Raw genomic sequence first — 12,388 nt, 5'->3', positions numbered from 1 at the left:
CCATCATGTCGGAAACCATCCGTCGCCCCGTCAACGGGCACACCCTCACCAAGCTGACCCCCATCCCGCCCGAGGCACTCGACACCGAGGCGCCCGGGCAGGCCCCCGTCGAGGAGCGGCCCGCGGTACCCCGGCCGCGTCTCCACGTCCGTACCGTGCGCCGCGCCGTGGAACTGGCCCGACACGACCGCACCGCCGCCGTCGGGCGCCTGGCCGTCCGGCACGGCGGGTATCTCGCCGGTGGGACGCGCATCGTGACCCGGCGGGCGTGGGACGGACGCAGCGCCGCCCGGTACGAGCGGATGATCCGCGCCGCCGAAGCCGCCGGGAACCTTGACGAGGCCAAGGAGTGGGAGGAGCGCGGGCAGCAGTTCCGGGCGCAGCGCCACCGCCGCCGCATGGAACTCCTGACGTCCCCGCAGCACATCGCCCGCAGTGCCGTGTCCGGGGTCGCGGTCGGTGCCGGTGTGCTCCTCGGGACCGGGGCCGCGCTGGCCGTCGCCAATGGGGACGTCGCCGACGTCCTCGCCCCGACGATGGCGCTCATCACCGCCATCCGGTGGGCCGTCATCATCGGCACCGTCGTGTGGGGTGTCGCCTCGATGCTCCTGCCGTGGGCGATCCTCGGTGCGCTGTGGTCCGTCGGCCGGCACTCCCGGACCGCCCCCGACTGGGCGCTGCCCGCGCACCAGCGCAGCAGCGACGGGACCGCGATCACCCCCTCGATCGTCGTCACCGCGATGCGTGACCTCGGTGTCGCCCCGCTGAAGAAGGCCATCAAGGACATGGGCGACGTCGGCGCGCAGATGCTCTCCCCCATCGTCATTGCCGGGTGCGGTGTCGAAGTCGACGTTCACCTGCCGTCCGGGGTGTCCACCGAGGAGATCCAGAACCGGCGCAGGAAGCTGGCCGAGAACCTGAACCGGCACGAACACGAGGTGTTCATCACGATCCCGCCGTCGCCCCGCACGGTCCGCCTGTGGATCGCGGAGTCCGGCGCCCTGGACGAGCCGATCGGCCCGTCCCCGCTCGTCACCGACGCGGAGACGACCGCGAACTACAAGACCGGCCGCGCCCCGTGGGGGCAGGACCTGCGCGGGGACGCAGCCATGGTCAGCCTGTACCAGCGGATGATGCTCATCACCGGGCTGTCGAACCAGGGGAAGACCGCCTCACTCCGGGCCCTGGCCTTGTGGCTCGCGTTCGACGCCCGTGTTCGGTTCGTCATCGCGGATCTCAAGGGCATTGGTGACTGGGGGATGTTCGCCGGCATCGCGGACGTGCTGATCGAGGGGCCGACGGATGAGCACGTCATCGCGGCCACGGAGATGGTGGAGGCCGCGGTGCGGGAGATGAACCGGCGCCTGACCAACCCGGGAGGCACGTGGGATCCGCTGGTCGTCATCGTCGATGAGGCGCAGGTGGCGTACGGGTCCGCGGCCGTCGACGGCGACAAGATCCCGTACGGCGGGTCGAAGAACACGTCCCGCTACTTCCGAGCCATCAAGGCCATCCACGACCAGGGCCGGGCCGTGGACGTCACGACGTGGGAGGGCACGCAGGACCCGACGAACGAGAATCTTCCGAAGCGGTCCCGGGAGGGCAACCACATCCGTGCGTCCCTGGTGCTCGGCACCGAGGCGCAGGCCCGCATGGCGGTCGGTGAAGCCGCGGTGGACGGTGGGGCGGCGCCGCACAAGCTGCGTCAGGGTCTGGACAAGGGCACCTTGGTCATCGCGGGTGACGGGCTCAAGCTCGCGGCCGGCCAGTCGTCCATCACGGTGCGCACGCACTACATCGACGGAGACGCGGCGCAGGAGATCGCGGACCGGGCCAAGGAGCGCCGGGCGGGCGTCGCCACCCGCGCGGCCGAACAGCCGGACGTCGACCCGCTCGCCGACATCGTCGCCGTGCTCGGCAACGAACCGCGGATGCGGACGCAGGAGGTGCTGCAGCTGCTCGCCGAACGGAACCGGGCCGCGTACGGGGCATGGACGTTCTCCGATCTGCGGGAGTTCCTGGCCCCGTGGGAGGCCGAGCCGTACAAGACGGACGGCAAGATGCAGGTCTCCGCGGAGCGGGTCATCGCCGCTCTCGTACGCCGCGCCAACGACGGGGAGGCGTAGAGGGAGGGCGCGGTTCGGGAGGGAGTTCTCCCCGGCCGCGTCCCTACCGCCTCCCACCAGGGCTGACCTGCACAAACGTGATCTTAGGGAGGTAGGGAGGCGCCCGCCACAGACACCGGAAAGGGGCCGCAGACGACGTGTCTGCGGCCCCTCACCCGTCCCCCCGGGGTCTGCGTTGCCGTACGGGCAACCATGGGTCACCCGCCCACGGTCCTCGGCAACTGTTGCTCAGACGGCAACGGTTGCGGAGCTCTGCCCAACGACCTTGTTCGCGCCGCCGCGAAGATGGTCCACCCTCATTACTGATGAGGGTTTCGCTACGACCGAAACCCTGCCGTCACTCTCCGAAGTACTCACCAGACGAGTACCCCTTGCCGCGGCCAGGCTCAGAACACGGGCACGGCCAGCGCCGCCCGGTACGCCTTCCACAGCTGCGCCCCGCCGTCGCACCGTCCGGTGTCGGTGCAGTCCGTGCACACCTGCGTGTGGACCACGTACGCCCGGTACGCGACCGCATCGGGCTGCTCGTCGACGGGGACCAGGCCGCGCTGCTCACGACACGGAGCGCACGCGTACAGGGCCGCCCCGGGCCCTGAGCCCTGCTCGATGATGCGGATCAGTACCGCGGTGCCGGACGGGCCCTTGTGCCAGTGGCACCATGCGAAGACTGTGGGCGGCGGGGTGCTCTCCAAGGTGGCCATGCTCAGCAAGCTAGGGACCGAGGTTGCCGGTCCGCGCGGCGATTGCGCGGGATTGCGCGGGCCCGCAGGCGAGTTGGAGGCGGTTGCTCAGGCCGCTGCAACCGCTCCTCGCGCGCGGGCAATGAGGCGATGCGCCTGCGGTCCGAACGCGGCGGCCGCGTGCAGCTGGTCCCACACGCGGCCGTACAAGGCGAGGTCGTCTGCGGCGTCGTACTGCAACTCGGTGTTGATCGTCTCGACGATGACCCGTTCTTCGTCGAAGATCCAGAACCCGTGCTTCGGAGTGATGCCCATCGGGGCACCGAGAGGAACGATGCCGAGCTCCACCGTGGACATGCCGATGAGACCGACGAGGCGGTCCAGCTGGCCGGCCATCGCGTCGCGGGTGCCGACGAACGCGTGAAGGGCGCCTTCCCAGATGAGGACGCGGAACAGCTTGCCCGCCTCGTACAGCACCGCCTGCCGGCGCATGCGGGCCTGCACGGCCGCGTCCGTATCCCGCGGGGAGCGCATCAGTTCGGCGTTCTGCAACAGAAGGTGACGGGCGTAGTCCGGGGTCTGGAACAGGCCCGGGATAACGGTGGGTTCGTAGCCGCGCATCGTCGCGGTACGCCGGTACTCAACGACGTACCGGTCCTGCACCGGGGCGTGACCCGCGGCCAGCTGGCGGCGCCAGTGCCGCTGCTGGGACTCCAGGCCGCGCAGCCGAGAGAGCAGCTCGGCGGACGCGTCAGGGCGCTCCGAGGCTTCGGCCCACGCTTCGAGGTCATCAGGGGTCGCGGTCTGCCGGCCGTTCTGAAGCCGGGACACCTTCGAGCGCTGCCAGCCGAGCCGCTCGGCAAACTCCTTGCCGGTGAGACCGGTCTCGGCGCGCAGCTCGGTCAACCGCGCGCCGAGGGCCTCACGGCCGCTCTGGAAGTCCGTACTCACACGGACGAACGTACCCGCGTCCAGACCTCGACAGAAGGCCGAGCAGCGGCCAGAGCGGCGTCACGGGCTCGGCACGCGGCCAGCACCTCGCCCGGGTCCTCGATGAGCTCCACACCGATCGTGGTGTCGGTGTCGTCGATGTGCATGCGGACCAGGGTGCGGGAGTCGAACAGCCACAGATCGAAGTCGGGCAGGCCGAGCCGTACAGCGTCGGCCCGGGGCAGGACACGGATGTCCTCGCCCGCCTCCACGTTCCCCGCGGCCGTGGCCATGAGGAACCGCTGCCCGTCCGTGGGCGGGTCGTCAACGATGCGGACGCGGGAGAACCGTGCGCCCTGCTCGGCCTTGGCCCGTACGTTCACGTTCCACGCGTGCCCCGGCTCCGGGGCCGGGGCCGTGCCGCGCACGAACGCCTGAAAGCGGGCGCCGGCCCGGTCGGTGGCGTAGCCGCGGCGGGTCTCCAGCCGGAACGCGGTGTGCTGGAACTCGGCGAAGTGGTGGGTGATCTCCTCGAAGGGGATCAGCGGGGGCACGGTCACTCCTTGGGGGCGAATCGGGTGAGCAGCGCGCGGGGAATGACGACGAACGTCTCGTGCTCGCCAACGTCACGCAGCTGGGCAAGGTCCTCGGGATCGGTGAGGCGGTCGCCCTGGACGACGATGTCGCCGGTCTCCTCGACTTCGTACAGCGTCGGGCAGTTGCCGTGCTCGGACGTGGTGCCGATGAACCTGAGCGTCATGCTGGCGCTCCCTTCCCGGTAGTGGGACGACCAGCATGCAGGGCCCTGCGGGGCCGCGGGCGGCAGTTGCGCGAGATTGCAGCGACGCCCCGGCAGATGGCCCGTTGCGCGCAACAGTGCCCGGCCCCTCGCAGTGAGGAACCGGGCAGGGACACCTACGGCTACAGCTACGCGGCCATCGGCTCGTCGTCGTCCTCACCCTCCGCCGTCGCCTGCTCCCACGCCTTACGTGCCGCGCGCGCCCGACGACGCGCCACCATGACCACCGCCACCGACACCGGATTGCCCAGCCCCGGCGGCCACTTCGCAATGCCGTACCGCGGATCACGCCAGTCGAACGACACCGCTGCCGGCCGAACCGGAGCAGCCGCAGCAGCCCTCGCCGCACGCCGCGCGCTCACTCCTGCGCCTCGTCCACGATCCGCCAGCCCAGCGCCGCCAGCGCCTTCGGCGTCAACCCCAGCGCCTCACCCGCATACCGGGCCTCCTGCGCCATCCACGCCGACGCCGACCCGGCAAGGATCGCCGACTCGTACACCAGCAGCAGCGCCACCGTGCCCCGCACCGTGTCGTCCCACATCACCGCCTGCGGCGACCGCCACAGCTCCTCCCACCGGGCCACATCCGCCCGCGTCCACTCCACCTCGCCCGGCCGCTCCGGGATCTCCGGGACTGGCAGCGCGCACCCCGAACCGGGCAGGTCGACAAGCGCCGCCCGGGCCGTCGCCGACGGCGGCCGCCGGTGAGCACGACTGTTGGGCTTCGTCACATTCCGTGGTGTAGGCACAGCCCCACCGCCTTCCGTTGAGGTTGATCGGTACGCCGACTCCCCAGCGCTCTCCCCCGCGTCGAAATCCCCCGAGGGGGTCGAGGCCCCTCCCGTGTGGGGGGTCACGGTGTGTCACCCGGTTCCGAACGTCTCGCGCGCTGTCTTCCGTGCGTGATGCCGCTTGCTCATCGCCTGCAGGTTCGTCGGGTCGTAGCCGCGTGGTCCGAGTGGTCCGAGGCCGTCGATGTGGTCGACCTCGGTTGCTCGGTCGCGCTGCAGGGGAAGGAGCGGCGCGCACTCCTCGCATTCGCAGTACGGGTGATCGCGCAGGTACTCGATGCTGGCGTTGCGCCATGCGCGTCCGCGTCCTGCGTCCTTGTGCTTGGGTCGGTCCGCCCTCGCCTGCGTTGCACAGGCGGGGCACTTGCCACCGGGGGTGAGGGTGGGGCACCCGATTGTCGGGCACACCTGCATTGCTCGTCGGGTCATCAGGCTGCGTCGCCGTTCATGATCTGGTCGAACTGGCCTGCTTGGCGGGCGGCGTCGATCTGGTGCGGTGTCATGTGGGCGATGTCGGCGCGGGTGAGTTGACCTTCGGCCGGCGGTCGAGGCGGTGCGCCAGTGAGTTGGTCGAGGCGTCCTGCCTCGCGCGCCTGCTCGTACTCCTTGGGCTTGAGAGTTTTGAGGTCGGCGCGGGTGAGCTGGTCTGGGGGGTAGGACCAGGTGGGGGGGTAGGTCATGCGCTCTGTCCCTTCCGGACGCGTGCGCCTCTGCGGGCTGCTGCCTTGACCTTGTCGATACACGCCTGCGCGGTGGCACGGGCTGTCTTCTGGCGGGGGCCAGCGGGGAAGGCCATGGTGTGGCGGATGGCAGTCTCAAGCTGTTCGAGGTCGTAGGCCATCTGCTGCTTGTAGTCCACGGGGGTGTACACGGTGTTGTTGGCGTAGAGGTCGCGGCCGTTGAGTCCGAGGTGTCCATGGTCGGCGTGGAGCTGGTCGAGGCTCTGGACCTTGGGCACGTCGAGTTCGGTCATGCGGGCGCGCCACTGGGCGACGCGGGCGTTGTGGGCGTCGAAGTGGCGGGTGTAGGCGAGGAGCGCGCCGAAGATGTTGTCAACGAGCTGGTCGGTGTCGGTGGTCTCGGTGTACGCGTCGATGTCCGCGCGGAGTTCGGCGAGCGCGGCGAGGCGGGCGGTGCGCTTGGCGTCTTCGGCTTTGCGTCGGGTGGCGTCGGCTCGGAGCTGGGCGAAGTGGCCGAGCTCGCGGGCGGATGCGATCTGTTCGGGGGTGATGCTGTCGTCACCGTTGCGGACGCGCTCTTCGAGGGCTGCGGCGAGGCCAGCAGCTTCGTCGGCTTCCTGTACGGCGGTGGTGACGGTGGCGTCGGCTTGGGCTCGGGTGGCGGCGGTGGGGTCGGTCATGTGGCCCTGCCTTTTCTGTACGTGTCGAGTGACTGTGGGTTGATGAGCCAGGCCGTTCCGGCGCGTCGTGCGAGGACGCGGCCGGAACGGGCGAGGCGGCGCACGTACTCGGGGCTGCATCCCAGGGCGATGCTTGCTTCGTACGCGGTTAGTTCGACTGTGGCAGGGGTGGCAACGGTGGTTCCGGGGACGGAACTTGGGGCGGGTTGCTGTGAGGCTTCGTGGAGGGCGTACAGCACCTGCCGGACGGCCGGGGTGACTTCCCCGCCGTCGGCTCGTACGCGGGTGGTGAGGTCGCGCATCAGGGCTCGGAGGACTTCGTTCGCGACCCCGGCCGGGATGGTGACGGATCCGTCCGGGCCGAGGTACCGGGCGGTGCCGGGGTCAGGCGGCGCGGTCACGGGTCGTGGCCAGGCCGCGGATGGCCCAGATGAGTTCGCACGCCTTGTCGACGCACTGGACGAGGGTGTGCCAGCGGTTGCCGATCCGGGTGTTGCCGACTTCCCGGACGGGCCGGATGGTGCGGCAGGCAGGGCAGTGGAGGCGGTGCTGCGGGGCGGTCAGCTTCACGGGGTCTCCTCGGTGTCGAGGCGGTCCGCGATGCGTTCGAGCTGGGCTTGTACGGCGGCGAGGCCGGCGGCGGTGACGGGGCCGGGGCCGGGGGTTGCGTCCGTCTGGCGGATGGAACCGGCAGGGGTTCCGTCGGGAATCGCGACGGAATTCGCGGCGGCGCGGCGCCGGTCGGCTGCGTCGAGGTTGCGGAGCTTGGCGGCGTGGCGGGCGACCAGGCCGCGGCGGCGGGCCGCGCCCAGTTCCTCGCGCCGGCGCTTGGCCGCGGCGATGCGGATACGGGCCGCTTCGATGCGCTCCTGGACGACGTCGTCGACGTTCACGGGGTCTCCTTCGAGGGCGGGTTAAGGATCAGCGGGTGGATGTCGTACTTCGGGGACGGTCGGGCGCCGCGCTGTCCGGGCTTCCGTGGCGGGGCGAGGATTTCGGCGACCCACCCAAGGTCTTCGAGTTGCTCCATCGCCTCTTGGACGGCTTCGGCGTCAACGTTTCCGCCGCCGGTGGCCAAGCGGCCCTTGAAGGACTCGCGGACCTTTCGCAGGGTGACGGTGCCTTCGGTGTCGGCAAGGTCGCGGAGTCGGTCGAGGATGTCGCGGAGCAGCTTGCGGCCGCCGTCGCCGTCGCGGGACATGAGGGCGAACGCGGCCCGGGCGTGAGTGATCAGGTACGGGGCGAGGCTGAGCGCGCGCCCCATGCCTTCCTCGTTGATCTCGGTGGCCCCGTGGTCGTCGAAGAGGGTGAGGCATGCGGCGACGCGCAGGATCTGGCCGCACAGCTTCCCTGCCCACTCGGCCAGGTCGTGAAGGTCGCCGTTCTCGGCTTTCCGCTGCTCAATCTCGTTGTAGAAGTCCGCGAACCGTTTCCGGGCGTCGTGGGTGAGGTGGACCGTCGTGATGTTCTCGGCTGTCCACACCTTCTGGAACAGGGCGCCGATGCGCTGGTTGTAGTCGTCGCGGACCGCCGCGGGCACGGTCGGGGTGTCGAAGCTCCCGGGCGGCATCGGGGCGGGCAGTGAGTACAGGAAGCGGTTCAGGAAGCCGCTGGACTTGAACTCGGGGTTGTCCTTCTCCATCTGCTCGACAACACCGGGCTGCACGATTAGGGCGATGCTCAGCGCGGTGTGCGGCATCCATGTGCTGCCACGCATGATGCGCTCGATGTCGTGGCCGGTCCCGGAGTAGGCCTTGAGGACGAGTGTGATGTCTGCGCGCCCGTTGCCGTACAGGCCGGCGCAGGCCTTGAAGAACCCGGCTTCGGATTCGAGGAGGCCCATGCGGCCGCCGTTCTCACCCATGAGCTTGCCGAGCGCTTCGAGGGTGACGTCACCGACGAGGGTTTTGGGCAGGCCGGGCTTGTCCCGTAGGTCTCGCAGGGTGTCGAGGACGGCCCGGGCGTCCTCGGGGCTGCCCTTGCCTGACGCGGCGAGGCGTTCGGCTGTGGCCATCTCCGCTTCGGCGATCCGGATCTTCTGGTCGTTCTCGTCGACTTCGGCGCGGCGGTCCTCGCGCAGCAGCGCGGTCTGCTCGCGCAGGGCGGCGGACGCGGCATCGAGGGCGGGTGTCTTGCGTGCGGAGGATCCGGCCAGGCCGAGGAGGTAGAGGCAGACGTTCTCGTCTTCCCACCCGTCCTTGACATGGATGCGGCGGCGACCGCCGAGCGCGGTGGACACCGTGCCAAGCGCGGAGAACGCCACGAGGTCCTCGGACACGTTCAGGGATTCGGACTGGGCGCGCACCCATGCGGCGAGCGGGGCACCGAGCGCGTCCGTGGGGAACGGGGGGAGTTGGTAGGTGGGCACCGGGATGGGGGGCTCCCAGGATGCACCGCCCCCCTCGTTTTCCATTCCAGTAATTCCAGTAGAGGGCGGAACGCGCCGTTCCGGGGGTTCGCTGGAATTGGTGGAATCGTTTTTCGGGGGGGCGGTGCGATCCACGGGCACCAGCGCGTCGAAGCCGAGATCGGCCGCGAGGTGGTCGGAGACGTCCTTGCCGCGGGCAGGTTCGAGGACGCGGACGGGGATGCCCGCGCGGTGGATGGAGGTGGCAACAGCGGCCGAGTGCTTGTACCCGGGCTCGTCGCGATCGGAGATGACGACCACCTCGGCAGCGCCGCGGAGGAACTGGGTGTACTCGTCGGCCCACTTCCCGGCACCACCGATGTTGCACGTGGCCACGGCGCCGATCGCCGCAAGGTTGTCGACGTCCTTCTCGCCTTCGACGACGAGGATGGTTCCGCCGGCCTGCGCCTCACGGATCACCTCGGGGAGCCGGTAGAGGACGCGGCGGATGCCCTTGACGCCCGCGGTGCCGTCGGGCCGGTACTGCCGGAACGTCTTTCGTTCGCCGTCGTATCCGGGCTCCAGGCGCTTCACGGTGAGGAGCACCTCGCCGTGCTCGTCGACGTACGGGTACTCGGCAACGACCTGCGGCCGCACGTGCTTCTCCAGGGGTTCATCGAACAGGTCGGCCATGGTGAGGCCGAGGGTGGATACCACGTCTTCGGTGGGGCATCCGGCGTGGCAGTTGATGACCACGCCCTTGTTGCCGTTCGTCACGGACAGGGACGGGGAGCGGTCTTCGTGGGCGACGCACTGCCAGGCCGTACCGCGGCCCCGGCTGCCGTGTGCCTGGAGTGCGTCGGTGACGCGGCTGAACGCGCTCACGCTGCCTCCTCGGTGATGGGCTCCAGCCAGTACCCGCGGTGGGGGCTGGTGCTGCCGCAGTGCGCGGAGCGGTGTCCGTATGAGGGGCGCAGGGCGTCGCCGCCGCCGTGGCGGTGGGTGCGCCGGCAGTAGGGGCAGCTGTCGATGACGAGAACCCAGAACCGGCCGAAGCAGCCGCGGGCGGGGAAGGCGCGGCAGTACGCGATGACAGAGGCACGCGCTACGGTGGTAGCCGACCCGCTCGCCCGCTGGTCTTCAGCCCCCTGGTGGTTGCCCGCCGCCGGGGGGATTTTTCTTGCGCTCATGCGGCGGCGCCCCCGGTCTGCACGGTGTGCTTGTCGAGCCAGGTTTCGACGGCGCTGCGGCGGTAGCGAACCTGCGCACCGACTCCGTTTCCGATGCGAATGAAGCTGGGCCCCTCGCCCTTCCAGCGCCAGTTCGCGAGGGTCTGCGGAGCAAAGCCGTATTCCTCGGCCACCTGGCGGGTGGTGAGCACCCCGTCCGCCTTGGCCTTGTCGACGGCTTGTCGTGCGATCTTCTCGCTCATTGAACCCCTCCCGTGTCGAGTGACTCGCTTTTCGGAGCAACTGAAGTTACAGTCGCCCCATGAGCCAGACAGTAACAGAAGGAACGACGCGGGGAAGGATTCAAGTGGGCCGTAAACTCCTGCTCATGGCTGAGCAGAAGCGCACCCCCACGCAGATCACCGACCCGACCGGCCGCACCATCGCAGCGAACGTCCGCTGGCACCGCGAGCGGACGGGCCTGTCCACGTATGACCTGGCGAAAAAGCTGACCGCCGCTGACCGGCCGATCTCGGCATCAGCAATCGGGAAACTCGAGCGCTCCGAACGCCGGGTTGACGTCGGCGACCTTGTCGCCCTGGCGGCCGTGCTCAACATCCCGCCGAGCACGCTCCTGCTCCCTCGAACCGTCAGCGGCGACGTGGAGCTGACCGGGGTTGGGAAGGTCAACGGCAAGAAGGCTTGGCGTTGGATGCAGGGCCGCGAACCGCTGCGGTACCCGGACGACGTGGTGGGCGCCGAAGCGCGCAGCCAGTTCCTGGCCATGTGGCTGATGGCGTCGACGCCGCAGGGCGTTGGCTTCGACCTGACGACTCAGGAGGGACAGCAGTCGCTCCTTACCGCGCTGAAAGACGGCGCGTGGGGGACTGTAACGAAGGGGGGCGAGCCCGGTGGCGAGAGTGTGGATTGAGGACCGGCAGACGCATGCCGAGTACCGGGAGGCCATGACGAAGTGGCAGGCCGCGAAGAAGGCCGGCAGCAAGCGTCTGCCGCCCGGCCGGTGGCGGGTTCGCTGGTACGGGCCGAACGGCAAGGGCGCGTCGAAGACGTTCCAGAAGCTCCCGCAGGCCGAGGACCACGTGCACCAGGTCGAGGCCCGCATGCGGGACGGCTCGTACCGGGACGCGGCGGCCGGTAAGGCGACGCTCGCCGAGGTGGCCGAGAAGTGGAAGACCACCCTTGGCGGGCTGGAGCCGACGACGCGCGAGACGTACCTCGACACGTGGCGGGTGCACGTCGAGCCGCGGTGGGGTCAGCACCAGGTGCGGCGCATCGAGTGGGAAGACATCGCCGAGTGGGTCGGCCACCTCGCCGAGGGGTCGCACGGCTGCCGCAAGGTGGGGCCCGCCCGGATCCAGAAGATTCACCTTGTGCTGTCCCTCGTGCTCGGGCACGCGGTCCGGGCGAAGCGGATAGCGGTCAACCCGGCGGCCGGCGTGCCACTCCCCCGGCCGGTACCGCGCGAGCACCTGTACCTGACTCACGCACAAGTCGACCGGATCGCGGCCGCGGCGGGCGAGTACCGGCTACTCCTTCTCCTGCTCGCCTACACCGGGCTGCGCTGGGGCGAGGCATCCGCTGTGACGGTCGGGGCCGTCGATCTTCCCGCGCGGCGCCTCTCCGTACGGCAGGCGTACAAGAAGACGCGCGAGCACGGGCTCGTGCTCGGTATGCCGAAGACGCACGAGCGTCGCAAGGTGCCTCTGCTGCGGTCGCTCGCGGTCGAGTTGGGGCCGCTCGTGAAGGACCGGGCCTCAACCGAGCTGCTGTTTACTGCTCCCGGCGGGGGCCCGCTGTACGGGGACAACTTCCGCCCGCGGGTGTTCGACCCGGCGGTGAAGGCGGCCGGCCTCGACGGATTCGGCGTCACCCCGCACAAGCTGCGGCACACCGCGGCGTCGCTGAGCATCGCGTCAGGTGCCGATGTGAAGGTGGTGCAGACGATGCTCGGCCACAAGTCGGCCGCCATGACGCTGGATACGTACGGGCATCTGTTCCCGGACCGGCTCGACGAGGTGGCCGACCGGCTCGACCGCGAGCGGGCCCGACGGGCCGGTCTGCGGGACGTGGTCACGGTGCTCACTCGGTATGCGGAGAGCAAGGAAGATCACTAGGCATGTGTACTGAATGCGTACTGCGACCCCGGGGCCCGCCTTGCGGAGAACC

At 70.0% G+C, this 12,388-nt stretch carries 16 protein-coding genes; 3 read left to right on the top strand and 13 right to left on the bottom strand.

Annotated elements, in window-relative coordinates; genetic code table 11:
- Positions 1-5 precede the first annotated feature (5 nt).
- A complete protein-coding gene (locus JE024_RS24370) occupies positions 6-2,126 on the top strand; it encodes an ATP-binding protein (RefSeq protein WP_205375628.1) in 2,121 nt (706 codons plus the stop codon).
- 386 nt (positions 2,127-2,512) lie between these two features.
- Here the strand turns inward: JE024_RS24370 and JE024_RS24365 are convergent, their stop codons facing one another.
- The 13 genes from JE024_RS24365 to JE024_RS24305 form a co-directional block, all read right to left on the bottom strand.
- A complete protein-coding gene (locus JE024_RS24365) occupies positions 2,513-2,827 on the bottom strand; it encodes a hypothetical protein (RefSeq protein ID WP_205375627.1) in 315 nt (104 codons plus the stop codon).
- A gap of 87 nt (positions 2,828-2,914) precedes the next feature.
- The gene (locus JE024_RS24360; protein ID WP_205375626.1) at positions 2,915-3,757 is read right to left on the bottom strand and encodes a helix-turn-helix domain-containing protein; all 843 of its coding nucleotides are present in this window, start codon (positions 3,755-3,757) and stop codon (positions 2,915-2,917) included.
- Positions 3,754-4,290: a DUF6879 family protein gene (locus JE024_RS24355; RefSeq protein WP_205375625.1), complete on the bottom strand. Its 537-nt coding sequence runs from the start codon at positions 4,288-4,290 to the stop codon at positions 3,754-3,756. Before JE024_RS24355 ends, JE024_RS24360 begins: the two co-directional genes overlap by 4 nt.
- Before the next feature lie 2 nt (positions 4,291-4,292).
- Positions 4,293-4,496 carry a hypothetical protein gene (locus JE024_RS24350; RefSeq protein WP_205375624.1) on the bottom strand — a complete coding sequence of 68 codons (204 nt, stop codon included), beginning with the start codon at positions 4,494-4,496 and terminating at the stop codon, positions 4,293-4,295.
- Between the two features lie 167 nt (positions 4,497-4,663).
- Positions 4,664-4,840, bottom strand: coding sequence for a hypothetical protein (locus JE024_RS24345; RefSeq protein ID WP_205375623.1), 177 nt, complete (start codon positions 4,838-4,840; stop codon positions 4,664-4,666).
- Positions 4,841-4,893: 53 nt separating this feature from the next.
- Positions 4,894-5,265, bottom strand: a complete 372-nt coding sequence (locus JE024_RS24340; protein ID WP_244883053.1) for a phage terminase small subunit — start codon at positions 5,263-5,265, stop codon at positions 4,894-4,896.
- 488 nt (positions 5,266-5,753) lie between these two features.
- Positions 5,754-6,005: a hypothetical protein gene (locus JE024_RS24335; RefSeq protein WP_205375622.1), complete on the bottom strand. Its 252-nt coding sequence runs from the start codon at positions 6,003-6,005 to the stop codon at positions 5,754-5,756.
- Complete coding sequence (locus JE024_RS24330) at positions 6,002-6,685, bottom strand: hypothetical protein (RefSeq protein WP_205375621.1); 684 nt, start codon at positions 6,683-6,685, stop codon at positions 6,002-6,004. The genes JE024_RS24335 and JE024_RS24330 overlap by 4 nt, the downstream gene beginning before the upstream one ends.
- Positions 6,686-7,069: 384 nt before the next feature.
- Positions 7,070-7,255, bottom strand: a complete 186-nt coding sequence (locus tag JE024_RS24325; RefSeq protein ID WP_205375620.1) for a hypothetical protein — start codon at positions 7,253-7,255, stop codon at positions 7,070-7,072.
- Positions 7,252-7,578: a hypothetical protein gene (locus JE024_RS24320; RefSeq protein WP_205376782.1), complete on the bottom strand. Its 327-nt coding sequence runs from the start codon at positions 7,576-7,578 to the stop codon at positions 7,252-7,254. The genes JE024_RS24325 and JE024_RS24320 overlap by 4 nt, the downstream gene beginning before the upstream one ends.
- Positions 7,575-9,917 (bottom strand): DUF3987 domain-containing protein, encoded by a 2,343-nt coding sequence (locus JE024_RS24315; RefSeq protein WP_205375619.1) that lies wholly within the window; start codon positions 9,915-9,917, stop codon positions 7,575-7,577. Before JE024_RS24315 ends, JE024_RS24320 begins: the two co-directional genes overlap by 4 nt.
- Positions 9,914-10,222, bottom strand: coding sequence for a hypothetical protein (locus JE024_RS24310; protein WP_205375618.1), 309 nt, complete (start codon positions 10,220-10,222; stop codon positions 9,914-9,916). Before JE024_RS24310 ends, JE024_RS24315 begins: the two co-directional genes overlap by 4 nt.
- On the bottom strand, positions 10,219-10,464 hold the full coding sequence (locus JE024_RS24305) for a helix-turn-helix transcriptional regulator (RefSeq protein ID WP_205375617.1): 246 nt from the start codon (positions 10,462-10,464) through the stop codon (positions 10,219-10,221). Before JE024_RS24305 ends, JE024_RS24310 begins: the two co-directional genes overlap by 4 nt.
- Before the next feature lie 125 nt (positions 10,465-10,589).
- Here JE024_RS24305 and JE024_RS24300 point away from each other — a divergent pair, with 125 nt between their 5' ends.
- Together JE024_RS24300 and JE024_RS24295 are read left to right on the top strand one after the other, a co-directional pair.
- On the top strand, positions 10,590-11,132 hold the full coding sequence (locus JE024_RS24300; protein ID WP_205375616.1) for a helix-turn-helix domain-containing protein: 543 nt from the start codon (positions 10,590-10,592) through the stop codon (positions 11,130-11,132).
- A gap of 34 nt (positions 11,133-11,166) precedes the next feature.
- The gene (locus tag JE024_RS24295) at positions 11,167-12,336 is read left to right on the top strand and encodes a tyrosine-type recombinase/integrase (RefSeq protein ID WP_244883052.1); all 1,170 of its coding nucleotides are present in this window, start codon (positions 11,167-11,169) and stop codon (positions 12,334-12,336) included.
- Positions 12,337-12,388: the final 52 nt, after the last annotated feature.

The sequence above is a fragment of the Streptomyces zhihengii genome (genome assembly GCF_016919245.1).
Taxonomy (GTDB): domain Bacteria; phylum Actinomycetota; class Actinomycetes; order Streptomycetales; family Streptomycetaceae; genus Streptomyces; species Streptomyces zhihengii.
Note: the sequence above shows the minus strand (reverse complement) of the source record. Positions and strands in the feature narration are given on the sequence as shown.